A 24,684-nucleotide genomic window follows, 5' to 3' on the forward strand; every position below is an offset into this window, starting at 1 on the left:
ATCTCTATTGGGCCGGTTACTCGGGCCGGGTTTCAAGGACATAGCCCATGCCTCGTACGGTATGTAGCAGTTTGACCGGGTAGGGCGCATCCATTTTGGCCCGCAGGCGTTTTATCGCCACTTCGACGACGTTAGCATCGCTGTCAAAGTTCATGTCCCAGACCTGCTCTGCAATCATCATTTTTGACAGAATCTCTCCCTGATGTCTGGCGAGCAGGCTTAGCAGGGCAAACTCTTTTGCCGTGAGTTCAAGGCGCGCTCCACCTCGGGTGACCCGTCTCGCCAGTAGATCGAGATGCAGATCGTCAATATGCAGCTGTGTGACATCGGCACCGTCGCTGGGCCGCCGCCGCAACAACGCCTGGATGCGGGCTACCAACTCAATCAGCGAAAAAGGTTTCGGCAGATAATCATCCGCCCCATGACGCAGCCCCTTGACGCGCTCATCCACCGAACCGCGCGCAGATAACATCAACACCGGGGTTTGCTTGCTGGCCCGCAGACCTTGAAGAACACTGTACCCATCCATGCCGGGCAACATAACATCCAGCACAATCGTATCGTAATCATACTCAAGGGCCAGATATAACCCATCCGTGCCGTTGGCTGCCACATCGACAGTAAAACCCAGTTCGCTGAGTGCGCGATTGATATAGGAAGATGTCTTCTCTTCATCTTCGACCAAGAGTAGCCGCATGTCTGTTTGCCCTTTATCCATTAGGATAAGAAAAATATGATGATTTAGCTCATTATAGCGGTTCATGACCAACACTAAGCTGACATCTTCCTGACATTTTTGTCAGGAAAGTTATGGGGTCGACTGACAGAAATGTTATCTGGCGGTCATGCTGATGTCAGGGAGTTCCTTATAAACTACGATAAACCTTTACGCTCTACTTAAATATAAGTGACAAAATTTTAAATAAAAGTGAAGAGAACGGCAGAGTCGTTTTTATTATCCTATTAGGAGGTGCTTGCAAATGAAGATGAGATTATTCAACTTACTATTACTCACGGCAGTTATTAACCTATCATCAGGAGCGGTTATGGCAGCAGACTATAAATTAAATCCGTTTACATTAACCTATGACGGTGCAATTACTGAAAACGTGAAAGGCAAAGTTAATATCCATCCGGTAACTTATAAATTGAATGGTCTGGATATTTCGGCCAACGTTTATACCCCAGCGAATTATGACCCGGCAAAAAAATACCCGGCGGTGGTGGTGGCTCACCCTAATGGCGGCGTGAAAGAGCAAGTTGCCGGCCTATATGCCCAACGTCTGGCAGAACAGGGCTATATCACCATTGCTGCGGATGCGGCCTATCAGGGGGCCAGTGCTGGTCAGCCGCGCAATGTGGATAAACCGGCCTATCGTATTGAAGATATTCACGGTATGGCAGATTTCATCACCCAATATCCCGGGGTGGACTCTGAGCGTTTAGGTTTGTTGGGTATCTGTGGCGGTGGCGGCTATTCATTAAAAGCGGCGCAAACTGATAAGCGTTTCAGTGCTATTGCTACATTGAGCATGTTTGATTCAGGTTTAGTCAGACGTAACGGCTTTCAGGATTCACAGCTCTCGACAATACAAGAGCGCTTAAAACAAGCTTCCGATGCTCGCGCACAGGAAGCGGCGGGTGGTGAAGTGACCTATATAGGGGATGCCAAACTGACCGATGAGCAGATAGCTAAACTGCCATTTGACCTGTATCGCCAAGGTTTTGAGTACTATGGCAAAACGCACGCTCACCCTAACTCAACCTTCAGATACACCGCCAGCAGTCTGCTCGACTTAATGAGATTCGATGCGGCAAGTAATATGGATTTGATTAATAAGCCGCTGCTGATGATGGCGGGTAGCAAAGCCGACTCCCTTTATATGACTGAAAAGGCCTTCAAAGGCGCGACCAATGCGAAAGATAAAGAGTTATTCCTGATTGAAGGTGCAACTCATATTGAGACCTATTGGAAACCGGAATATGTGAATCAGGCTATGGGTAAATTAGATCAGTTCTTCGGCAAAAATCTGTCGTAAGCCGAAATAGAGTCAATAAGTTATGTTGTGCCAACACTATTAATATATCGACATTTCCGATGATACTCTCTAATGCCACAACTATCATTGTGGCATTAGAGAAATATAGTTTCACACCTGTCAGATGACCAGTGTTCACTGGGGTAGGTTATCATTGCGGTCCATTTAGGTATGCACTGGAAAATGCTCGCCAACTTTTTTAGCAGAATCTGGCATATCTCGCCGCACTCTTTTTGGGCAACATGGTTCATGCCCGCTATCTCCCTCAGCATTGCAGCCTATGGTTTTTATGCGTTTATTGAGCGGGGCATGCTGCCTTATTTACTCATGCAGGTAGATTTTGCATTTTTTGATTTTGAACAATCGAAAACACGGTTCTATCTGGATTTCCTGGCGATGACAGTGCTATTTGCTTACCTGACGCGGTTTTTATTGTGGCTAATGATATTCACAGTAAAGAAGTTAAAAACCACGGTATTAAATCTTGCATTGAGGCGCTTATAAGTGATGAGCATTATTGAAGCTGAATAGTCACTCCAGCAAGCCGACTGCTGCGCTCCTCACCATTTAAAACTGCGCTGCCACGAGATATTCTGAGACCCGATGAAAAATCCACGCAATTGCGTGGATTTTATGGATTTGGTCACTCTACGTGAGATTCAATAAAACCTCATGAGACAGCAAAAACTATTTAGACGTTAAATAAGAAGTTCATCACGTCGCCATCTTTTACGATGTAATCCTTACCTTCTGAACGCATTTTCCCCGCCTCTTTCGCGCCTTGTTCACCTCTGTAGGTGATGAAATCATCAAAGGCGATAGTTTGAGCGCGGATAAAGCCTTTTTCGAAGTCGGTATGAATTTTACCGGCAGCTTGTGGCGCGGTTGCACCTACAGGGATAGTCCAGGCACGGACCTCTTTGACACCGGCAGTGAAGTAGGTTTGCAGATTCAGTAATTCATAACCGGCACGAATAACACGGTTCAGACCTGGCTCTTCAATACCCAACTCAGCCATAAACTCTGCGCGGTCTGCGTCTTCCAGTTCAGCAATATCAGATTCAACAGCGGCGCAAACAGCAACCACGACAGAACCTTCTGCTGCGGCAATAGCACGGACCTGATCCAGATACGGGTTATTTTCGAAGCCATCTTCATTGACGTTGGCAATGTACATGGTTGGTTTCAGTGTCAGGAAGCTCAAATAACGGATCGCCGCTTTATCTTCATCAGTCAGGTTTAATGCCCGCAACATGCCCGCATTCTCTAAATGTGGCAGACATTTTTCCAGCGCTTCCAGTTCAGCTTTAGCGTCTTTATCGCCGCCTTTAGCTCTCTTCTGAACCCGATGCATGGCGCGTTCGCAAGCTTCCAGATCAGAAAGTGCCAGCTCAGTATTGATGGTATCAATATCATCAGCCGGATCAACTTTCCCTGCTACGTGGATAATATTGTCATTCTCAAAACAGCGCACCACGTGACCAATCGCTTCGGTCTCACGGATATTGGTCAGAAATTGGTTACCCAGACCTTCGCCTTTGGATGCCCCTTTAACCAGGCCCGCGATATCAACAAACTCCATGGTCGTTGGCAAGATACGTTGTGGTTTAACAATCTCAGCCAGTTGGTCCAGACGCGGGTCCGGCATTGGCACCACACCCGTATTGGGTTCAATGGTGCAGAACGGGAAGTTAGCGGCTTCGATGCCCGCTTGTGTCAACGCGTTGAACAGGGTGGATTTACCAACGTTAGGCAGGCCCACAATACCGCATTTGAATCCCATGTTTTATATCACCTTAAATAACTTAAAAATCAACTCGTTAGGGTTAACAGGTTGATGTAATCAAAATTTATGTCGTCATTATACACATAATGATGATTTATCTCGATCATGCTGTTTCAAGGTGGGAGATGATTTCGCTTTGATGACGGATAGGTGATTGATTTTTCTAACTCTGTGTCCGAGATCACGCTTCTGCCATCTGAAGTTTTCTGACGGATGTCCGATAACTAGTGATTACTATCTGCATATTGAGTTTGGATTATCCCAATGGAAATGAGCATCTATAAGTGGCTAGTGGTGATTTTGCTAGGGGGGATGGTCGGCATTGTAGGAATGCGGTTTTTAACGGCAGATATTGAACCCGCCGGGCCTGGCTTTGCCCAATTGATTGATCAATATGGCGTAGAAATAGAAAACCAGTCGGGCAAAAGCGTCAGATATGTGGGCTACAAGAAGAACAGACTATATGAGGATTTTGACAGCATTCAGCTGAAATTTACCGCTACAACCGACAAATTTGAGCGCAGTCACGAGTTGTCAGAAAATAAGAGAAAGGCGGTGGCATGGGATACGCTTTTTTGTACTGATAGACTCAGCGATATTGCTGATGAATATGATGGTAAGAGCACTAATTTTCTTGGTCAAGTGAGAGTGATTATTTCAGGTGTCGTATTAACCAGTGAGGGGCAGCAGGGAATTAATGCCTTGTGCAATAAGGGTGAATGAGGCAATAAACTGCGTAATGTGAAAGAGCCGCTCCCCGGCTTATTTATAGGCATCCGCTGAGGAGTCGGTAAGGTTTTATACGCCAGCCTTGAAGGAGTGCAGGCGATTCATCGCCTTAGTGATATCCTCCTTCATCAGTACTTCAGTACAGCGGATAGCTTCGTCAATGGCCTCGTCAATTAACAGCTGTTCGCTCGCCGGTGGTTTACCCAGCACAAAACCGACAACTTTGCTTTTATCCCCTGGATGGCCAATACCAATGCGTAAACGATAGAAATTAGGGTTGTTGCCCAGTTTGCTCTGAATATCTTTCAGGCCGTTATGACCGCCGTTGCCGCCGCCCAATTTCAATTTTGCCGCGCCCGGTGGGATATCCAGCTCATCGTGGGCGACTAAGATCTCTTCAGGCTGAATACGATAAAATCCCGCCATCGCCACCACGGCTTTGCCACTGAGATTCATAAATGTAGAGGGTACCAGCAAGCGAACATCCTGACCTGCCAGGTTTAACCGTGCGGTATAACCGAAGAATTTAGCTTCTTCTTTCAGTGATTGATTATGCCGTTCAGCCAATAAATCCACATACCAGGCACCGGCGTTGTGGCGGGTTTGGGCATATTCAGCGCCAGGGTTTGCCAGCCCAACGATTAATTTAATACTGCTCACGTCGTCATTCGCTATTACTCAAGGAATTTAAGTGCCACAGTTTACCTGTCATGGCGTGTAATGACAAAGTTGATATCCTTGCTACCGGCAGTGGTAGGGGGCGATTATTTAACGGTAACGCCAAATTTTTGGCTATATTTGCGAATGTGCAGATGTCGACGTAGCTAAATTAATTGAGTGAACTACTAATAATTATTAGTAATGTTAATAATCACCTTTTGGTATAATTCAATTTCAATCCTAAATGTTTGGAAAGTGTAAAGATTTGTTGGATTATATTTGCCAGTTGTGATCGCAAGCGCAATACCTTCCTCGCTAGCCTGACTATACTTAGTTATTAAGTGGAGATGAATAATCGCATTAAGCAAGCAGTTTCAAGGCTCGGCTGAGTGATTATTTATTGGCAACCCAGAGTGGAGGTGGCATATGAAACGTAAAAGCGCTGCAAGGCTAGGTAATGTGCTGATGGGATTGGGTTTGGTGACTATGGTGGTTGGGGTAGGTTACTCAATCCTGACTGAAGTCACCCAACTTGGCTTACCGCAATTCTTTGCCCATGGTGCTGTAATGAGTATTTTTGTGGGTGCACTGTTATGGTTGGTGGGCGCCCGTATCGGTGGCCGTGAAGAGGTTGCAGACCGCTATTGGTGGGTTAAGCACTTTGATAAACGTTGCAATCGTAATCAACGTCATTCATAGCCACTGGCTATAAAATGGCTAGCGGTTATAAAACAGCTGTCAGTTATTGAGTTACGACCCTATAGGTAACGTAGCCAATATTGCAGTAGCAAATCGAAACCTGTCTGCTCAGTTTTTCATTGAGCTGATGTGCAGGAGGGGTAAATGACGGCTCAAAAATCCATTGGTCAAGGAAACATTGATCAAGGAAATATTGATCAAGAGTAGAAAACCCGTTGTCGCATCTGCTTCAACGGGTTTTTCTTTATCTGCATCAGTTCAGTTATTGCATTATATCAACGAGTGACAAACATCCCACGTAATGCCCGCTAAGCGGCTCATCACAGTAATAGCCTAACGGCTAACTGCGGCCAAACAGCACCGCAGAAATGTTCATAGCCCGATAGTGATTAATGCTCAAACATCGCAGAGATCGACTCTTCATTGCTGATACGGCGGATGGCTTCAGCCAACATGCCAGACAGCGTCAGAGTACGTACATTTTTCAATGCTTTGATTTCAGCTGATAGCGGAATGGTGTCACACACAATCACTTCGTCAATAACGGAGTGTTTGATGTTCTCAACCGCATTGCCAGAGAAGATCGGGTGAGTTGCGTATGCGAATACACGCTTGGCACCACGCTCTTTCAAGGCTTCAGCTGCTTTACATAACGTGCCACCGGTATCGATCATATCGTCAACCAATACACAGTCACGACCCGCAACGTCACCAATGATATGCATCACCTGAGAAACGTTAGCGCGCGGACGGCGTTTGTCGATAATCGCCATATCAGTATCGTTCAGCAGTTTTGCAATGGCTCTGGCGCGGACCACGCCGCCGATGTCTGGAGAGACAACAATTGGGTTTTCCAGATTCTGCTGCAACATATCTTCCAGCAGGATTGGGCTACCAAATACGTTATCAACCGGAACATCAAAGAAGCCTTGGATCTGTTCAGCATGAAGATCCACTGTCAATACGCGGTCAACCCCAACACTTGAGAGGAAGTCTGCAACAACTTTGGCAGTGATGGGGACACGGGCAGAGCGCACACGGCGATCCTGACGAGCGTACCCAAAGTAAGGAATAACAGCAGTAATACGTCCTGCGGAGGCGCGACGCAGGGCATCAACCATGACAACCAGTTCCATCAGGTTATCGTTCGTGGGTGCGCAGGTGGACTGGATGATGAAAATATCACCACCGCGTACATTTTCGTTGATTTGCACGCTCACTTCGCCGTCGCTAAAACGACCTACAGCGGCGTCACCAAGACTGGTGTACAAACGGTTGGCAATACGTTGTGCTAGTTCCGGGGTGGCGTTACCAGCAAAAAGCTTCATATCAGGCACGAGAAGAACCTCAGGCATGCGTCCAGAGAAGATATTGTCAGATCAGTAATCCGGGGCGACTATTCATACTGATTGCAATATACATACGGGTATTTAAAGCCAAAACACAGTGATAACCATCATCATTCAAGTTGCAGAGGAGCCAGCTGCTCTCGCGTGCCGCTCTTCTACATTATGAAATCTATCCGGTACAAACAGCATTATGAACCGGCTTTCAATCAAGTGAGACAGGTATTTTCAGAACCCAAGGTCAGTGGGGCCATGACTTCGACCTTACATAACGCTGTAAATCGTTATCTGCGCTCACAACTTTCAAATTTCCCAGAGCGGAAACCATGCAGTGGCGAAACATTCACACCACGAGCGACAAAACCGTGCAACCACTCCGGGGCAATACTTAACACCTGCCGGGCTGATGACTCAGTGTCGAATTCTGCAAACACACAAGCACCTGTTCCGGTAAGGCGTGACGGTGCGTATTCTAACAGCCATGAAAGAGCCTGTTCAACCTCGCGAAAACGTTTTCTTGCGATCGGTTCGCAATCATTTGCGTAAGGAGTGCTTAAAAGCGCCGCCAGCGGGCGAACTGGCGTATTTCTTTTTAATTCAGGATCGGAAAAAATAATGGGTGTTGGGATGCTTACATCGGGGTGCGCCACCAAATACCACTTCTCCGCAGGTGTTGCTGGCTGCAATTTTTCGCCAATGCCCTCGGCAAAGGCGGCATGTCCGCGTACAAATACCGGGACATCGGCACCTAATGTCAGCCCAATAGTGGCTAACTCTTCATCAGATAAGCCACATTGCCACAGGGTATTGAGCGCGACTAGCACGGTTGCGGCATTGGAAGAACCGCCCCCCAAACCGCCCCCCATCGGCAGACGTTTATCAATACTGATATCCGCCCCCCGTGCTGTTTTGGTCGCGCGGGGCTGTTTTTGTAGCAATCTTGCGGCTCGGACTATCAAGTTCTGCTCGTTTTCCACACCCGCTATCGGCGTCAATAGGCGAATTTGGTCGTCATCGCGCGGCACAATCGTCAGTTCGTCGCCATAATCGAGAAACTGAAACAGTGTTTGTAATTGATGATAGCCATCGGCGCGTTGCCCGGTGATATAAAGAAATAGATTCAGTTTTGCCGGTGACGGCCACCGACGTTGGTTTGCGCTAACCATGTTATTTGACAGTCCAGTTATCCATTTTCAGTTTGATACGTTGCCCACCTTGGCTCAGTTCCATACGGCTAGGCAGTGCTGGTGTCACCTGCGTATTGTACTCCTGATAATCCACCGTCCAGGTCACCCCCGCCTGGGTGTAAGTCAGCTGTTTCAGGCGATACTTATCGTCGAGTGTGAAATCGGTAGTCTCCCCAGGCAAGCCGAGAATCCATTGACGTAGGCTATCCAATGGAATAGCCATGCCGGTCAATTTCTGAATCATCTCTTGCGGATTGTCACTGACGTAGCGTTTGCCCTGATTATCGGTCAACTGAGTTACACCCGGCTGTACCACCAACTCTAACTCAGTGCTACCTAACGGATTGGTCAGCAGCAGGCGATAACGCTCTGGCGCGGTTTGTTGCCAGAAGAAGCGGGCATAGACTTTTTGTTTTTCAGAGATATAAGCGAAAGCGCCACGGGTCTGGAATTGGCTGAGTTGCTGTAGTTGTTGTTCATGCTGACGCCATTGTGGCGATATCGGGCTGGTCGCAGGGCCTGTCGGCGGCGTGGTGCTACAGGCTGCCAGCAGCAGAGTAGCTAAAGGAAGTAAGCGATAAAAACTGATTTTGCGCTGCGGCATATGGGTATAAATCCTATCGGCCGCCGGGTTTGCACTGGCGGCACATTTCTGATGGAGCACTATGTTTCTCATTGGGCAATATAGTGTAAAGCAAATCCTGTTGATGCGCTGTAAACAGGCAATATTGCTGCTCACGCTAACGGCCTAACGGCGGAGCGTCAATATCTTGTTCGATTTTGTACAGCATATAATCAAATTCTGAGCATAATTTGGGATAATACTTAGGATGATGCACTGCGCCTTTTATTGATCTCGCGCATCAAGTAGAATGCGGTTCAGACGAGAATCCATACTAACATCAGTATTACTCGAAGCCGTTCCCATGACTCTGCTTGCATTAGGCATTAACCACAAAACCGCTCCTGTATCGTTACGTGAACGGGTGACATTTTCACCGGAATCGATCGATCAGGCACTTGCTAGCTTGCTCCAACAGCCGTTGGTGCAGGGCGGTGTCGTATTGTCTACCTGCAACCGAACCGAGCTTTACCTCAGCGTCGAGCAACAAGAAAATCTGCACGAACAACTTATCGCCTGGCTGTGTAGCTATCATAAGCTCAGCCCGGACGAAGTGAAAAAAAGCCTCTACTGGCACCATGGTAATGACGCGGTCAGCCACTTGATGCGCGTCGCGAGTGGCTTGGACTCTCTGGTATTAGGGGAGCCACAAATTCTGGGGCAGGTGAAAAAAGCCTTTGCTGAGTCTCAGCGCGGCCAATCGCTATCTGGCGAGTTGGAGCGTTTGTTCCAGAAATCCTTCTCGGTGGCTAAGCGGGTTCGGACTGAAACTGAAATTGGTGCCAGCGCGGTTTCGGTGGCTTTTGCCGCCTGTACGTTGGCGCGGCAGATATTTGAATCTCTGTCTGAGCTGAATGTATTGCTGGTCGGCGCGGGTGAAACCATTGAGCTGGTGGCTCGCCATCTCCGTGAGCATCAAGTCAAACATATGATTATCGCCAACCGTACCCGTGAGCGAGCACAAGCACTGGCGACGGAAGTGGGCGCTGAAGTCATTACCTTGCCAGAAATTGACGCCCGTCTGGCTGATGCTGACATCATTATTAGTTCTACCGCCAGCCCGCTGCCAATTATTGGTAAAGGGATGGTGGAGCGCGCGCTGAAAAGCCGCCGCAATCAGCCAATGCTGTTTGTGGATATTGCGGTGCCGCGCGATATCGAGCCGGAAGTTGGCAAACTCTCTAATGCCTATCTGTACAGTGTTGATGATTTACAAGCGATTATTCAGCACAATATGGCGCAACGTCAGGCCGCCGCGGTTCAGGCTGAGTCGATAGTGCAGCAGGAAAGTATGAATTTTATGACCTGGTTGCGTGCGCAGGGGGCGGTTGAAACCATTCGTGATTACCGCTCTCAGGCCGAACAGGTGCGCAGCGAGATGACCGCTAAAGCTTTAGCTGCCATTGAGCAGGGTGCTAATGTCGAGCAGGTGGTGAATGAACTGGCCTACAAGCTAACTAACCGCTTGATTCATGCGCCCACCAAATCCCTCCAGCAAGCCGCCAGCGATGGCGATATGGAGCGGTTGCAATTATTACGCGACAGCCTTGGGCTGGATCAGCACTAGTTTCCTCTAATTACAGGGTTTAAAACCACGGATGAAGTCTTCTATTGTTGCCAAACTGGAAGCATTACAAGAGCGCCACGAAGAAGTGTTGGCTTATCTTGGTGATGCCAGCGTCATTGCCGATCAAGACCGTTTTCGCGCGTTATCACGAGAATATGCGCAACTGACTGATGTCACTCGCTGTTTTAAAGAGTGGCGCAGTGCGCAGGAGGATATTGAAGCGGCAGAAATGATGCTGGACGATCTCGAAATGCGTGAGATGGCACAGGAAGAGCTGAAAGAGGCCAAAGCGCGCAGCGAAGAGCTGGAACAGCAGTTGCAACTGTTGCTGCTGCCGAAAGACCCTGATGATGAGCGCGACTGTTTCCTCGAGATCCGCGCGGGGACGGGGGGCGACGAAGCCGCTATCTTTGCCGGTGATATGTTCCGTATGTACAGCCGTTATGCCGAAGCCCGTCGCTGGAAAGTTGAGATTATGAGCGCCAGTGAAGGTGAGCATGGCGGTTATAAAGAGGTGATTGCTAAAGTCTCTGGCGAGGGGGCCTTTGGGCAGCTGAAATTCGAATCAGGCGGTCACCGGGTGCAACGTGTACCTGAGACTGAATCACAGGGGCGCATTCATACCTCGGCCTGTACTGTTGCCGTGATGCCCGCTATTCCTGAAGCTGAAATGCCGGAAATCAACGCCGGTGATCTGCGTATTGATACTTTCCGCTCTTCAGGGGCGGGTGGTCAGCACGTTAACACCACCGACTCGGCAATCCGTATTACCCACATTCCTACGGGGCTGGTGGTGGAGTGTCAGGATGAGCGTTCGCAACACAAAAACAAAGCTAAGGCGATGTCCGTATTGGGCGCACGTATTCGTGCTGCCGAAATGCAAAAGCGCCAACTGGCGGAGGCTTCCGAGCGCCGCAACTTGCTCGGCACGGGCGACCGCTCCGATCGCAACCGCACCTATAACTTCCCGCAGGGGCGCGTGACTGATCATCGTATCAACCTGACGCTGTACCGGCTGGATGAAGTGATGGAAGGTAAACTGGATATGTTGATCCAGCCGATTGTGCAGGAGTATCAGGCTGACCAACTCTCCGCATTATCTGAGCAAGATTAATGGATTATCAGCAGTGGCTGTCGTTAGCGGCGGCCCGTTTTAGCCAAAGTGATAGCCCGAAGCGCGATGCTGAGATTCTGTTGAGCTGGGTGACCGGGCGAGCGCGTACCTATTTATTGGCTTTCGGTGAAAGCCAATTGACTCCCGAGCAGCTAGCGGCGTTAGAGCCACTGGCCGCCCGCCGTGAGCAGGGCGAGCCGATTGCCTATTTGGTTGGTGAACGAGAGTTCTGGTCGCTACCACTGAGTGTTTCCCCCGCCACACTGATCCCACGGCCAGATACTGAATGCCTGGTTGAGCAGGCGTTGGCGCTTCTGCCCTCCACCCCTTGCCGCATTCTGGATCTGGGCACCGGTACTGGTGCTATCGCCCTGGCCTTAGCCAGCGAGCGGCCAGATTGCGCGGTGGTTGGCGTGGACATTAAAGCCGATGCTGTTGCGCTGGCACGGCATAACGCCGAGAAACTCGCGCTAGAGAATGTCGATTTTCTGCAAAGCAGCTGGTTTCAATCACTAGATGGTAAATTCACGCTGATCGCCAGTAATCCTCCCTATATCGATGCCAATGACCCCCATCTTAGTGAAGGGGATGTCCGCTATGAACCGCAGAGCGCGTTAGTCGCAGCGGCTGAAGGAATGGCTGACTTGGCTGACATTATTCGTCAGGCCCCGGATTATCTGGAGCAGGGCGGCTGGTTAGTGTTAGAGCATGGCTGGCAGCAGGCGCAGGCGGTACAAAAACACCTTAAAAAAGCGGGTTTTAGTGCTGTAATTACCCATAAAGATTATGGTAATAATGATCGTGTTACTTTGGGGCAATGGGCGTGTCATTAAGCAGAATAAAATAAGGAAGCAGAGTCATGTGGGTCGATTATCTCGCCATGAAGTATTTGCATTTACTCACCGTGGTCATCAGTATTACGCTGTTTGTATTACGTTTCTTCTGGAAATGTCGCGGTTCAGCTATGATGGACAAACGCTGGGTGAAAATAACGCCGCATATCAATGATACGCTGCTGTTTGGCAGTGGCATTATACTGATCTTTATAACCGGTTTTTATCCTTTCAGTCCGCAAGGAACATGGCTGACTGAAAAGCTATTTGGCGTTATTATCTATATCCTGCTTGGCTATGTTGCATTAGGTAAGCGAACCCGCAGCCAGAGTCGCCGCTGGCTTGCCTTTATACTCGCATTGGGTTGCCTCTATTTGATTGCCAAACTGGCAACAACTAAGTTACCACTGCTGATGGGATATTTATGAGTAGTATTGCTGATTTCGAATTTAACAACGCGTCCCTGTGTGATGGGGTGTTACTGGTTACCCAGGAGATTCGACACGATTTTCCACTGGCTGAAGTACGCAACCAACTGCAACAGCTGGTCGATGATGCGCGGGCGGCTATGCCTGCCGATCTCAATCAGGATCAGCAATTAGAAGTGCTTATCGATCTGTTTTACCGCCAGTGGAAATTTGGCGGCGCAGGTGGCGTTTACCGCCTCTCCGATGCTATTTGGCTGGATAAAGTCCTGGATAAGCGCCAGGGAACGCCGGTGTCGCTGGGGGTGATTTTCCTCTATATCGCCCATCAACTGGATTTGCCTTTAATGCCAGTTATCTTTCCAACTCAATTAATCCTTCGTGCTGATTGGCTGGACGAAGAGATGTGGCTAATTAACCCGCTAAACGGCGAAACACTGAACGAGCATATGCTGGAAGTGTGGATCAAAGGTAATTTAGGGTTAAGTGCCGAATTGGAAGATGAAGATTTAGAAGAGGCGGAAAATACCATTATTGTCCGCAAAATGCTCGATACGCTGAAAGCCGCATTAATGGAAGAGAAGCAGATGGAGCTGGCATTACGTGCCAGTGAAGCGGTATTGGCATTTGACCCCGATGATCCCTATGAGATTCGTGACCGTGGCCTGATCTATGCCCAGTTGGATTGCAATCACATCGCTATCTCTGATTTAAGCTATTTTGTCGAACAGTGCCCGGAAGACCCGATCGCTGAAATGATAAAAATGCAGATCCACTCCATTGAGCAACAGCGGGTAACATTGCACTGATTTTTTTCGACAGCGGGGGTGTCGCAGCGGCTAGATAACAGCCAGCATTTACCGCCCTTGGCGGTAGAGATAACCTGCTGTAATTAATCTCGATTTACCCTTTATAAAGGTATTAGTATGAAACAGAAAGTGGTTAGCATTGGCGATATCAACGTAGCGAACGACCTGCCTTTCGTGCTGTTCGGCGGCATGAATGTGCTTGAGTCTCGTGATCTGGCGATGCGCATCTGCGAGCATTACGTCACCGTGACCCAAAAACTGGGTATCCCTTACGTGTTTAAAGCCTCGTTCGACAAAGCCAACCGTTCTTCAATTCACTCTTACCGTGGCCCCGGCCTGGAAGAGGGGATGCGAATTTTCCAAGATTTGAAACAACAATTTGGCGTAAAAATCATCACCGACGTCCATGAAGCCAGCCAGGCACAACCGGTATCCGAAGTGGTCGACGTTATCCAACTGCCCGCTTTCCTGGCTCGCCAAACTGATTTAGTTGAAGCCATGGCGCGTACTGGCGCGGTGATCAACGTCAAGAAACCTCAGTTCGTCAGCCCTGGTCAAATGGGCAATATCGTCGAGAAATTCAAAGAAGCGGGTAACGATCAGGTGATTCTTTGCGATCGTGGTAGCAACTTTGGTTATGACAATCTGGTGGTTGATATGTTGGGTATCAATGTGATGGTGCAAGCCACTGGCGGCCATCCAGTGATCTTCGACGTGACCCATGCGCTGCAATGCCGTGACCCATTTGGTGCGGCATCAGGTGGTCGCCGTGCTCAAGTGGCTGAACTGGCCCGTGCCGGTATGGCGGTAGGTTTGGCGGGGCTGTTTATTGAAGCTCACCCAGAGCCAAACAGCGCCAAGTGCGACGGCCCGTCAGCACTGCCATTAGCTAAACTGGAGCCGTTCCTGGTTCAGATGAAAGCTATCGACGATTTGGTGAAGAGTTTCCCTGAGCTGGATACCAGCAAATAATATCTGGCATCACTGATGTTGAGTATTGCGCTATAAGTCGAATGATTGAAAAGGCAGCTATTGAGGCTGCCTTTTTTGAGCGCGGTAACCGCTATTTTGAATATAGCGCTTCCAGCGCTTCCGGCAGGGTGCCGTAGAAACTCAGCTTGCCCTCAACAGGCTGCACTCTGGCTCTTGCTAGCGTCTTCAGTGGCTGGAAAGGGATATCGGTGATGATGAGCTGCTGCTCATTGCTCAGGGCCTCAGTGAAGCGCAGAAACGCATTTAAGCCACCGGCATCCAAAACCGGCACCGCATCCCATTGCAGAATAATGGTCTGGTAATGCTCACTCCGGCCCCGCAACTCGTTAAATATCCGCTCAGCCGCTGCGAAGAACAGTGGCCCGTTCACCCGTAAGATTAATGTTTTCTCATCAACCGCCGCCGGTATTTCACTCAACCGCGTCATTCGCGCAATGCGCCGCATAAACAGCAGTGAGGCCAACACAATACCGACCGTGATAGCAATCACCATGTCGAATAACACGGTCAGACTCATGCACAGCAACATCACGATAATGTCGTCTTTTGGCCCTCGGCGCAGCAGATCAACAACTTTATGTGCCTCACTCATGTTCCAGGCCACAATCAGCAGCAGCGAGGCCATCGCAGCCAAAGGGAGATAAGAGAGCATCGGGGCCAGCACCAGTAAGGCCAGCAGCACCAGCAGGGCATGGACAATGGCTGACACGGGTGAGGTGGCACCGGCGCGGACATTTGCCGCAGAGCGGGCAATAGCCGCTGTGGCGGTGATCCCACCAAAGAATGGCGCAATCATATTTCCCAATCCCTGACCCACTAACTCACTGTTTGAGTGATGCTTTTGCCCAGTCATTCCATCAAGCACCACCGCACATAATAGCGACTCAATCGCCCCCAACATTGCCATCGAAAAAGCGGCCGGCAGCAAGGCGGAAAGTGTCGCCCAGTTCAAGACAAAATCCTGCCCATTGGCGGCAGGAAGATGCCAGGGCAAGACAAATTGTGGCAGGATGGGGGGAATGCCATGGCCCTGAGTGCCATCGGCCAACAAATAGCCAAATCGTGAACCAATAGTCGCGACCTGATGATCAAACAGTGATAACAGACCCATCACAGCAGTGCCGGCAACAAGCGCAGGTAAGTGACCCGGTAACTTTAATTTTAACCGGGGCCAGAGAATCAATACCAGCAGCGTAACAGTAGCAATTAAGGTATCACTGAAGTTGATGGTTGGCAGCGCTTGCGCCAGTGCGCCAACTTTGCCGACATAATTTTCCGGCACTTCGGTTAGGTGCAAGCCAAAAAAATCCTTCACTTGCATGGTGGCAATGGTGATACCAATCCCTGAGGTGAAACCCAAGGTTACTGACAGCGGAATATATTCAATTAAGCGGCCAAGTCGCCCCAGCCCCATGCAGAGTAAAGATATGCCGGATATTAATGTCGCCAGTAATAAACCGGCCAAACCGAACTGCTGTGACACAGGATAGAGAATAACAACAAAGGCCGCCGTCGGGCCGGATACGCTATAACGGGAGCCGCCACTGACCGCAATGACAATACCGGCAATCGCTGAGGTATATAAGCCATATTGCGGCGGGACGCCACTGGCAATAGCCAAAGCCATCGCCAGCGGAATAGCAATAATACCGACAGTGACACCGGCAATTATATCTTTAACAAGTCGTTGAAGTGTATAGGTTTCTCGCCAGCAAGCGTCAATTATCGCGCTGAACGGCCTAATGCCGTTAATTCCGTGCGTTTTCATCTAAGGTGCAAACCAAATAAAGAAAAGACAAAATAAATGGCGGGCCAATAAGGGTCCGTCTCGAGTAGCAGATACACACGATACGCCAATTAGGCGGCCAATATCTAGATGTATATCAATCTCTGTCGGAATTGAGAAAAGACGCGCTTTTAAAAAGGGCATTAAGTGAACAGTTACATTGCCGGTAGGTGAACTTCTCATCCGGATAAATGAAAAGTGACTATTATCCTCGCTAGCTATCTCTTTTACCCCCAAATAGCAGAAACTGAATATTAAACCGCAAGAAGAAGATGATACCGTATTAGGCGGAGGAGTTATGAGGCTAAACAATATCTTGTTACCTGGCGATATTGGCAAAACTCATCATCAAATTATTCCGGAATAAAGCCTGTTTCGCAGCTAAGATTTAGGTTAGAAACTATTGCCATTATCCATGCTCAATGTTTAGGAATTCCGATGAATAATTTCAGTCTAAATTATAATTTAACATTAATGGGAAATCGGTCACGTCAATGTTGGTTAAAATCAACAGTGAAAATTCAAAGGACTGACGCTACGCCATGAGTGAATTAGAATCTCTGTCAACGCTATATCGGGATGCTTGTGTCACTTATGCGACCCTCTCTATTAGTTATTTTGCTTTAAGTAAAAATAGTGCCTTCTCCTATCATGGGGATGTCTGGAAACGTGTTGTATTCGGTCTGGTGGCGGGGCTGGTTTCACTCTACCTCAATCAAGATCAGTGGATTATTTCCGGTTCATTTTTTTACAGTTTTGAATTGATCCCAATCGTTTTGGTTACTTTTTATGGTGGTTGGCTGAGTGGCTTAACGGCATTGGTGATAAATTATTTTTTTACCGGGTGGTTTACACTAGATAATGCATTAATAACAATAATGTTTATTCCACTTTTACTCGCCAAAGTATGGGAGAAAAAGAGTAATCGCATTTTTTACACCACAATTATCTCAATTGCCATTTATCGCATAATCGTCGCTGTTCTATTTGTTCCGAATGAACTGCTCTGGACTCAAATTGTGGTGTATCAACTGATTTCTGCCTTCTGTTTAGCTATTTGCTACCATGCATTGAATTTTAAAGAGCGCCATATTTACGCCTATTTTGCGATGAAAAATCGGGCTAATATCGACAAATTAACCCAATTAAATAACCGGGCCAGTGTTGATTATCGGCTGAATGCTATCCATAGCAGCCGATTGGCCTGTGGATTAATGATTCTGGATCTTGACCACTTTAAATCGGTGAATGACACCTATGGCCATGATGGCGGTGATCTGCTGCTGAGTGAAGTCGGGAAGTTATTAACCTCAACCATTCGGGATGAGGATTTCGTTGGTCGCTTTGGCGGTGAGGAGTTTATTGTTATTACACATAGCCATGATCCGCAAGCCATCAAAGCGGTTGCTGAGCGAATTCGTCGGCGAGTAGAGAATTTAGATGTGGAATTGTCTGATGGCCGAAAAATAGAGGCCACAATTTCAATTGGTGCTTCGCTTTATTTGCCGGGCATGTCGATGTTAAAAGCAATAAAAATGACTGACGAAGCGCTTTATCAAGCGAAAAATCAGGGTCGTAATCAGGTGGTTTACAGCCGATTAATGCCATTCTCCCCTCTGGGGGACCGTATCAATAGAGAAGGGCGTCGCCGCAGATCATAGCGGTAGGGGAATGAGGTGAGTACCAAAGAAAAAGGCCCTGACTTTCGTCAGAGCCTTTCGCTCGAATATGGCGGTGAGAGAGGGGTTCGAACCCTCGATACACTTACGCGTATACACACTTTCCAGGCGTGCTCCTTCAGCCACTCAGACACCTCACCGTAAGTTGCCGCGCTATGCACTGCAACGGGGCGGTACTATAGGGATAGGTGGCTTGATGGTCAAGTAGTATTTATCCGTTGCCATTCATCTGGTTATTCTGCACCCAGATAGGATGAATCGCAGGCAAATCACCTGACCCAACGCCAATATTAGGTGTTAGCTGGCGAGCCAAAAAGAGATAAAAAAAACGGCAATCGAATCACAAATACTGGGGTAAGACACCAGACTTGCTTTAATTGCCGTTTGATTTTACTGCCGCGACACCGCGCTTTGCGCTGTAACGACTTAATATGGCGGTGAGGGAGGGGTTCGAACCCTCGATACGCTTACGCGTATACACACTTTCCAGGCGTGCTCCTTCAGCCACTCAGACACCTCACCGTGTTACTGCTATTTATTACTGCGCTTACTGTTTACTGCTATTAACGACTATCAACCGCGCTAAGCATGGTCGACCGGCGTAATGTAGGCAAAAGTGTGCCCAGCGTCAACCCTCTTATGTCGCCTTTGTCACTCTTTTGCTAAAGTTACAGCAGTTTGCTGATTTCATCGGCATTTCTTGCCGGTAGCACTTGCATCTGGCCGTTAATCGCGGAAATCTAATCGGTACTTTCGCAAGGAGCTGGCAAATAATGAATATTATTTTTTATCACCCGTTTTTTGAAGCAAAACAGTGGTTGTCAGGTATACAGTCTCGCTTGCCGGCTGCGAATATTCGGCAGTGGCGACGTGGTGATACCCAACCGGCAGATTATGCGCTGGTTTGGCAGCCGCCACAGGAAATGCTAGCTAAACGCACTGAACTGAAAGGAGTTTTTGCATTAGGGGCGGGGGTGGATGCTATTTTGGACCAGGAGCGTCGCCATCCGGGGACATTACCTGCCGGGGTTCCGCTGGTTCGCTTGGAGGACACCGGTATGTCCTTGCAAATGCAGGAGTATGTTGTTGCCAGTGTACTGCGCTACTTTCGCCGGATGGATGAGTATCAACTGCAACAGCAGCAGAAAATGTGGCAGCCGCTGGAGCCACATCAACACGATAAATTCACTATCGGCATTCTTGGTGCGGGCGTATTAGGCAAAAGTGTGGCCCACAAATTAGCCGAATTTGGCTTTACGGTGCGCTGCTGGAGCCGAACACCAAAACAGATTGATGGCGTGGTCAGTTTTGCCGGCCAAGAGAAGTTACCCGCCTTCATCCAGGGGACACAATTACTGATTAATCTGTTGCCGAACACCCCAGAAACAGCCGGTATTCTAAATCAATCGCTCTTTTCGCAACTGAATGCCAATGCCTATATCATCAATATTGCACGGGGAGCGCATCTGTTAGAGCGGGACTTATTAGCCGCAATGAGTGCTGGTAAAATTGCTGCGGCAACACTGGATGTGTTTGCTGAAGAGCCACTACCCCCGATGCACCCTTTCTGGAGCCATCCACGCATTACTATCACGCCGCACATTGCCGCCGTGACTTTGCCTAATGCGGCCATGGATCAGGTGGTCGCCAATATTCAGGCCATTGAGGCGGGCAGGGAGCCGCTGGGCTTGGTTGATGTGGTGCGAGGTTACTGATAAGGGCAGCCTACGAGGGGGATAGCCATTTGCCAGACCAGGTTTTTAGGCTGCTGATGAGAGGAATTCCTGCTATCATTAGCAGGCTATATTTTGCCTGCGAATAACTGTCCCCCGCGTTAAAAGACTTTGTGGAGTAGTCATGTATCCTGTTGATTTACATATGCATACCATTGCCAGTACTCATGCTTACAGCACTTTGCACGATTACATCGCCGAAGCTAAACTCAAAAATATCAAACTGTTTGCCATTACCGACCATGGCCCGGATATGGCGGATGCGCCCCATTATTGGCACTTTATGAATATGCGAGTCTGGCCGCGCCTGGTCGATGGCGTGGGCATCTTGCGGGGTATTGAAGCCAATATTAAGAATCTGGATGGTGATATTGATTGTACCGGCCCAATGCTCGATGCCATCGATCTGCTGATTGCGGGTTTCCATGAACCGGTGTTTCCGCCGCAAGATAAGGCCGCCAATACTCAGGCGATGATCGCGACGATGGCGCAGGGGAATGTGCATATTATCAGCCATCCCGGCAACCCTAAATATCCGGTTGATATTCCGGCGATAGCGCAAGCGGCGGCAAAATACCATGTTGCCCTTGAGCTGAATAACTCCTCTTTTAGCCATTCACGTAAAGGGAGTGAGCCGAATTGCCGCGCGATAGCTGAAGCTGTCCGTGATGCCGGCGGCTGGCTGGCGTTAGGTTCTGATTCCCATATCGCCTACTCATTGGGGATTTTTGAGCATTGCGAGCGTATTATCGCTGAGGTGAATTTCCCGCAAGAGCGCATTTTAAATGTCAGCCCGCGCCGTTTACTCAACTATCTTGAGATGCGGGGCCGTCCCGCCATCCCCGAATTAGCCGATTTATAAGAGAATAGGTGACGTTGTCACTATTATTTTTTATACAAAAAAATCAAAAAGAAACAGGAAGATGTAGATGAATGATTTCTCTCTGGTGTGCCGGGTTCTGGGGTCACTGTTCTATCGTCAGCCACAAGATCCACTATTGGAACCGCTGTTTGCCCTGATCAGTCAAGGCAAGCTTGAGCAACACTGGCCACTGGAGCAAGGTGAGTTGCTGGCGCGTTTGCAGCAGGAGTATCAGCCAGATGCTTTGGCTGCTGATTATAGTGCGATGTTTGTGGGCGATGATTGCCGCGTGTCACCTTATGGTTCCGATTATGAGGATGGCTGCCCAGAAGTTGAAGTCAGAGCTTTTCTGCAACAGCGCGGTATGCCGCTAGGCGATGCGCCAACTGACCATTTTGGTGGATTATTACTGGCCGCCTCCTGGCTGGAAGATCAAGCGGCTGAAGATGAAGTCGCGGCACAAATTGCACTGTTTAATGACTATTTACTACCATGGTGTGGTCGTTTTCTTGGCAAAGTGGAGGCACATGCTTCCAGCGGTTTTTATCGCACACTGGCGCAGTTGAGTCGTGAGGCGTTGCAAGCGATGTGGGATGAGTTATCAGAAGATACCCTTCGTCCTTGACGCTACAACTGTGTTAGCGGCACTCGCGCACCCGAATCACTTACCAACGTAAGCTCATCGGGATTTGCTCGTTTGCTGCCTTGTTGTAACGCCAATGACTTTGGGTATTACCCTTAGTTTTTGATACTACAACTGTGTTAGCGGCACTCGCGCACCCGAATCACTTACCAACGTAAGCTCATCGGGATTTACTCGTTTGCTGCCTTGTTGCAACGCCAATGACTTTGGGTATTACCCTTGGTTTTTGACGCTACAGCTATTTGCGGGCAGGGTCGATTAGTCAGTGAATGGGATGACTAGTTGGCCCGGCTTCACTTCTAAGCCTTTCGCCAGCTTCTTCGCCATCGCTTCTGCTTTACTCTTCTCGCCATCTAACACATAGGCGGGTTGCTGATCAAAATAGGACTTCAGTGACTGGTTCAGATAAGGCGTCAGCGCCTTCATCACGGAATCCATCTTCTCTGGTTTGACTGTATAATCGGTCAACTCCATATCTTTCAGGAAGATAGCGCCTTTTTCGCGATCGAATGTAGGCTGTGCTTTTAAGGTCAGCGTCATATCGGCACTTTGCGGGCCAAGGATCGAGGTGATATCCACTTTGGCGTTACCGGTTAATGTCACTTTACCGGGTTCAGCGCGACCAATCTGGCTCTGCAATTGCATCAGGGTGATATGAGCATCAACCAAACCGGGAATACCAATCTGCTTTTCATAATTATTATGTTTTTGCAGGTAATCATTCACTTCCTGCTCGCTCAGTGAGTACTGAGTCAGTTGGTTACAGCCGACCAGTGTAACGGCCGTCAGCAGCGCCGCTGCGCCCCAAGTTATTCTCTTCATTAAAACCTCATAGCAATATGCACAATCACATCAGACAAGACGAATTTGCCCAATGATAACGGGTTAATCTGCTGTTTTGTATTATTAACCGTTGCTGTTCAACAACGGTTTGGGATTAGGCGTGTTTGGGACTGGAGGCTATAGTGCGGTAGTGCCCGGCAATTGCCCATCAGATAACCCTGAATCAGGGTGAATAGCAGGCTAATTGCCGCTGAGCATCGCGGATTCAATCCGGCGCTGATTAAATTGCCAGTAGAGTCCAATCAAGGTAATTAAACCAATAACACCTAACATGAACCACGGCAACTCCGGCATCTCAAGGGTGCGTCCCGTGTCGTACATCCAGCCGCCACCGGTATAACCCAATGCGCCACCCAGAGCCAGCCCGAGGCGGCTAAAGCCCATATAGCTGCCGCGAGCCCGTGAGTCGGCCAGTGATGCACCCAGGGTTTCACGGGCCGGTTCGGCGATGATTGACCCCATATAGAAGAAGCAGATAAACATAAACAGGGTTTGCAGATGGCTAATCAGGCCGATTGGGAACAGGCTGAGTGTCATGATCAACAACCCGGCCATCAAGCGCTGCTCAAGGCTAAAGCGCTTTTCGCTCCAGCGGGCAATCGGGTAGAGCAGTGTTAGAGAGAGCGCCGCTTCAATGGCATACATCCATTTAACCGCGGCAGGTGAACCGGCAATCTCATTGACCATGATTGGCAGCATCAGCATCACCTGCACGGCGAGCATGTAGTAGCCAGTCAGCGTCAGGACATAGGTCACAAAGCGGCGATCACGCAGCACCCGCATTAGCCCCTCTCTCATTGGCGCGCGGACAGTCGAGATGCGGTAAGCGGGCAGTAGCCAGAGATTCCAGCCCGCCGCCAGGACGAAGATAGCCGCGCCGGTCCAGCAGACAAAGTGGAAGTCGTATTGCAGCAGCCAACTGCCGATCAATGCGCCAATGACCGCGCCAGCACTGTCTTGCATCATCAGCAGTGAGTAAAAACGGCCACGTTCGTGCGGGCGGGTGAGTTTAATCACCAATGCGGTACGCGGTGGATCGAAAAGCGTGCCCCCTAAACCGGACAACGCACAAGCGAGCCACAGTATCCATGGCTCATCAGCCATTGCCATCAACGCGAAACCCGCTGCGCGCATCAGCATCCCGGTGACTATCATTGGTTTGGCGCCGAAGCGGTCGGCGATAGCCCCGCCGAAAATCCCGAGTCCTTGCTGAACCAGTTGCCTTAATCCCAAGGCAAGTCCCACGATCAGCGCGGCCCAACCCATTTGATCGACAAATCGGATAGAGATAAGTGGGAAGACAACGAAGAAACCCAACACCACTAATAAGTTATCAAGCAATAAAAAATACTTACCCAAGCTCCGAGCTTGCGATACCAAGGCCATGCTTCACCGTCAGAAATCAAATAAGGAGGGAATAGAAACTACATTTATGGTCTATAACCCATATATGGTCTATAGCCCATATAGTTTGTAGTGAAGTAGTTTGTACCCAAATCATCAGAAACGATAGGGGTTAGATTGATAATATTTTTTTATCGTCAATACGTTACCTCACCGACAATTTCATCATAGAATGATTTTTTAGTCCTTCAATGACACCATTTTGTGGTGTTGATATCTGAAAAGAGCGCAAGGGTGGTGTTACGCGACAGCGGTGTAACAGGTATATTGAAGCTTAGAGTCGCCGTTAGCCGCTAAATGCTAAATTAGGTGCAGCGCACCGCCAAGGGGAGCAGATGTTCGGCTATCATTCAGCAACACCTAAAATACGCCTAACCACTGACCGCATGTCACTGCGGCTGGTTCATGAGCGTGATGCTTACCGCATGGCGGAGTATTACGCTGAAAATCAGGTATTTCTCAAACCCTGGGAACCGGTGCGTGATCAAAGCCACTGCATGCCGTCCGGTTGGCAGGCGCGGCTGGGTATGATCATGGAGCTACAAAAACAGGGCAGCGCCTACTACTTTATTTTGCTAGATGCGGAGGAGAAAGAGGTGCGCGGGGTCGCTAACTTCAGCAATGTGCTGCGCGGCTCCTTTCATGCCTGTTTCCTGGGTTACTCATTAGGTGAGCGCTGGCAGGGGCAGGGCTTAATGTTTGAAGCGTTGCAACCGCTGATTCGCTATATGCAGCGGCAGGAGCGGATGCACCGTATTATGGCTAATTATATGCCGCATAATCATCGCAGTGGCAGCTTACTTGAGCGCCTGGGTTTTGAGCGCGAAGGCTACGCGAAGGATTATTTACTGATTGACGGCCAGTGGCGCGATCATGTGCTGACGGCCTTGACTAACAAAGAATGGACACCCACGCGCTGAGGTCA

General features: G+C 49.0%; 23 protein-coding genes, 2 tRNA genes and 1 pseudogene. 15 read left to right on the top strand and 11 right to left on the bottom strand.

Annotation, left to right across the window (positions count from 1 at the left end):
* Positions 1-16: 16 nt before the first annotated feature.
* Entirely contained in the window at positions 17-697 is a 681-nt protein-coding gene (locus FFE93_RS09115) for a heavy metal response regulator transcription factor (protein WP_032896900.1), read from the bottom strand.
* 283 nt (positions 698-980) lie between these two features.
* Here FFE93_RS09115 and FFE93_RS09120 point away from each other — a divergent pair, with 283 nt between their 5' ends.
* On the top strand, positions 981-2,039 hold the full coding sequence (locus FFE93_RS09120; protein ID WP_057646777.1) for an alpha/beta hydrolase: 1,059 nt from the start codon (positions 981-983) through the stop codon (positions 2,037-2,039).
* A 124-nt stretch (positions 2,040-2,163) separates the two neighbouring features.
* Positions 2,164-2,543: pseudogene (locus FFE93_RS09125) on the top strand (hypothetical protein); the annotation flags it as partial.
* A 187-nt stretch (positions 2,544-2,730) separates the two neighbouring features.
* Here the strand turns inward: FFE93_RS09125 and ychF are convergent.
* Complete coding sequence (ychF, locus tag FFE93_RS09130) at positions 2,731-3,822, bottom strand: redox-regulated ATPase YchF (protein ID WP_005271995.1); 1,092 nt, start codon at positions 3,820-3,822, stop codon at positions 2,731-2,733.
* A gap of 267 nt (positions 3,823-4,089) precedes the next feature.
* Between ychF and FFE93_RS09135 the strand changes: the two genes are divergently transcribed.
* Positions 4,090-4,548 (top strand): hypothetical protein, encoded by a 459-nt coding sequence (locus tag FFE93_RS09135; RefSeq protein WP_005271997.1) that lies wholly within the window; start codon positions 4,090-4,092, stop codon positions 4,546-4,548.
* Between the two features lie 75 nt (positions 4,549-4,623).
* Here FFE93_RS09135 and pth read toward each other — a convergent pair whose 3' ends face one another.
* Positions 4,624-5,214, bottom strand: a complete 591-nt coding sequence (gene pth / locus FFE93_RS09140) for an aminoacyl-tRNA hydrolase (protein ID WP_005271999.1) — start codon at positions 5,212-5,214, stop codon at positions 4,624-4,626.
* A 426-nt stretch (positions 5,215-5,640) separates the two neighbouring features.
* On the opposite strand from pth, the gene ychH reads away from it, so the two are divergent.
* The gene (ychH, locus tag FFE93_RS09145; RefSeq protein ID WP_005272004.1) at positions 5,641-5,913 is read left to right on the top strand and encodes a stress-induced protein YchH; all 273 of its coding nucleotides are present in this window, start codon (positions 5,641-5,643) and stop codon (positions 5,911-5,913) included.
* 389 nt (positions 5,914-6,302) lie between these two features.
* On the opposite strand, the gene prs is transcribed toward ychH, so the two are convergent.
* From prs to lolB, 3 genes are all read right to left on the bottom strand, one after another.
* On the bottom strand, positions 6,303-7,250 hold the full coding sequence (gene prs / locus FFE93_RS09150; RefSeq protein ID WP_004390739.1) for a ribose-phosphate diphosphokinase: 948 nt from the start codon (positions 7,248-7,250) through the stop codon (positions 6,303-6,305).
* A 293-nt stretch (positions 7,251-7,543) separates the two neighbouring features.
* Complete coding sequence (gene ispE, locus FFE93_RS09155) at positions 7,544-8,425, bottom strand: 4-(cytidine 5'-diphospho)-2-C-methyl-D-erythritol kinase (RefSeq protein WP_054871998.1); 882 nt, start codon at positions 8,423-8,425, stop codon at positions 7,544-7,546.
* Position 8,426: 1 nt separating this feature from the next.
* Entirely contained in the window at positions 8,427-9,050 is a 624-nt protein-coding gene (gene lolB, locus FFE93_RS09160) for a lipoprotein insertase outer membrane protein LolB (RefSeq protein WP_138775221.1), read from the bottom strand.
* A gap of 322 nt (positions 9,051-9,372) precedes the next feature.
* Here lolB and hemA point away from each other — a divergent pair, with 322 nt between their 5' ends.
* The 6 genes from hemA (at position 9,373) to kdsA (ending at position 14,788) form a co-directional block, all read left to right on the top strand.
* The gene (hemA, locus tag FFE93_RS09165; protein ID WP_005272017.1) at positions 9,373-10,635 is read left to right on the top strand and encodes a glutamyl-tRNA reductase; all 1,263 of its coding nucleotides are present in this window, start codon (positions 9,373-9,375) and stop codon (positions 10,633-10,635) included.
* A 31-nt stretch (positions 10,636-10,666) separates the two neighbouring features.
* Positions 10,667-11,749, top strand: coding sequence for a peptide chain release factor 1 (gene prfA, locus FFE93_RS09170; protein ID WP_005272020.1), 1,083 nt, complete (start codon positions 10,667-10,669; stop codon positions 11,747-11,749).
* On the top strand, positions 11,749-12,582 hold the full coding sequence (gene prmC / locus FFE93_RS09175; protein ID WP_049602502.1) for a peptide chain release factor N(5)-glutamine methyltransferase: 834 nt from the start codon (positions 11,749-11,751) through the stop codon (positions 12,580-12,582). Before prfA ends, prmC begins: the two co-directional genes overlap by 1 nt.
* 26 nt (positions 12,583-12,608) lie before the next feature.
* A complete protein-coding gene (locus FFE93_RS09180; protein WP_005272024.1) occupies positions 12,609-13,010 on the top strand; it encodes a SirB2 family protein in 402 nt (133 codons plus the stop codon).
* The gene (gene sirB1, locus FFE93_RS09185; protein WP_032896877.1) at positions 13,007-13,816 is read left to right on the top strand and encodes an invasion regulator SirB1; all 810 of its coding nucleotides are present in this window, start codon (positions 13,007-13,009) and stop codon (positions 13,814-13,816) included. Before FFE93_RS09180 ends, sirB1 begins: the two co-directional genes overlap by 4 nt.
* Positions 13,817-13,933: 117 nt before the next feature.
* Positions 13,934-14,788, top strand: a complete 855-nt coding sequence (gene kdsA, locus FFE93_RS09190; RefSeq protein WP_005272030.1) for a 3-deoxy-8-phosphooctulonate synthase — start codon at positions 13,934-13,936, stop codon at positions 14,786-14,788.
* A gap of 91 nt (positions 14,789-14,879) precedes the next feature.
* Here kdsA and dauA read toward each other — a convergent pair whose 3' ends face one another.
* Entirely contained in the window at positions 14,880-16,577 is a 1,698-nt protein-coding gene (gene dauA / locus FFE93_RS09195; RefSeq protein WP_138775056.1) for a C4-dicarboxylic acid transporter DauA, read from the bottom strand.
* A gap of 560 nt (positions 16,578-17,137) precedes the next feature.
* Between dauA and FFE93_RS09200 the strand changes: the two genes are divergently transcribed.
* Positions 17,138-18,256 (top strand): GGDEF domain-containing protein, encoded by a 1,119-nt coding sequence (locus tag FFE93_RS09200; RefSeq protein WP_049602505.1) that lies wholly within the window; start codon positions 17,138-17,140, stop codon positions 18,254-18,256.
* A 68-nt stretch (positions 18,257-18,324) separates the two neighbouring features.
* On the opposite strand, the gene FFE93_RS09205 is transcribed toward FFE93_RS09200, so the two are convergent.
* Both FFE93_RS09205 and FFE93_RS09210 read right to left on the bottom strand, forming a co-directional pair.
* Positions 18,325-18,414 (bottom strand) — tRNA-Ser (locus FFE93_RS09205).
* Positions 18,415-18,706: 292 nt separating this feature from the next.
* Positions 18,707-18,796 (bottom strand) — tRNA-Ser (locus tag FFE93_RS09210).
* Between the two features lie 251 nt (positions 18,797-19,047).
* Here FFE93_RS09210 and ghrA point away from each other — a divergent pair.
* The 3 genes from ghrA (at position 19,048) to FFE93_RS09225 (ending at position 21,494) form a co-directional block, all read left to right on the top strand.
* Positions 19,048-19,989 carry a glyoxylate/hydroxypyruvate reductase GhrA gene (ghrA, locus tag FFE93_RS09215; RefSeq protein ID WP_005272041.1) on the top strand — a complete coding sequence of 314 codons (942 nt, stop codon included), beginning with the start codon at positions 19,048-19,050 and terminating at the stop codon, positions 19,987-19,989.
* A 142-nt stretch (positions 19,990-20,131) separates the two neighbouring features.
* On the top strand, positions 20,132-20,869 hold the full coding sequence (locus FFE93_RS09220) for a phosphatase (protein ID WP_005272043.1): 738 nt from the start codon (positions 20,132-20,134) through the stop codon (positions 20,867-20,869).
* 67 nt (positions 20,870-20,936) lie between these two features.
* The gene (locus tag FFE93_RS09225) at positions 20,937-21,494 is read left to right on the top strand and encodes a molecular chaperone (protein ID WP_049602506.1); all 558 of its coding nucleotides are present in this window, start codon (positions 20,937-20,939) and stop codon (positions 21,492-21,494) included.
* A 276-nt stretch (positions 21,495-21,770) separates the two neighbouring features.
* Here the strand turns inward: FFE93_RS09225 and FFE93_RS09230 are convergent, their stop codons facing one another.
* Together FFE93_RS09230 and mdtH are read right to left on the bottom strand one after the other, a co-directional pair.
* A complete protein-coding gene (locus tag FFE93_RS09230) occupies positions 21,771-22,334 on the bottom strand; it encodes a lipoprotein (RefSeq protein WP_138775057.1) in 564 nt (187 codons plus the stop codon).
* A gap of 201 nt (positions 22,335-22,535) precedes the next feature.
* Complete coding sequence (gene mdtH, locus FFE93_RS09235) at positions 22,536-23,741, bottom strand: multidrug efflux MFS transporter MdtH (protein WP_049600121.1); 1,206 nt, start codon at positions 23,739-23,741, stop codon at positions 22,536-22,538.
* A 353-nt stretch (positions 23,742-24,094) separates the two neighbouring features.
* On the opposite strand from mdtH, the gene rimJ reads away from it, so the two are divergent.
* The gene (gene rimJ / locus FFE93_RS09240; RefSeq protein WP_005272053.1) at positions 24,095-24,679 is read left to right on the top strand and encodes a ribosomal protein S5-alanine N-acetyltransferase; all 585 of its coding nucleotides are present in this window, start codon (positions 24,095-24,097) and stop codon (positions 24,677-24,679) included.
* The last annotated feature ends 5 nt before the right edge of the window (positions 24,680-24,684 follow it).

This window comes from Yersinia sp. KBS0713 (genome assembly GCF_005937895.2).
Classification (GTDB): Bacteria; Pseudomonadota; Gammaproteobacteria; order Enterobacterales; family Enterobacteriaceae; genus Yersinia; species Yersinia bercovieri.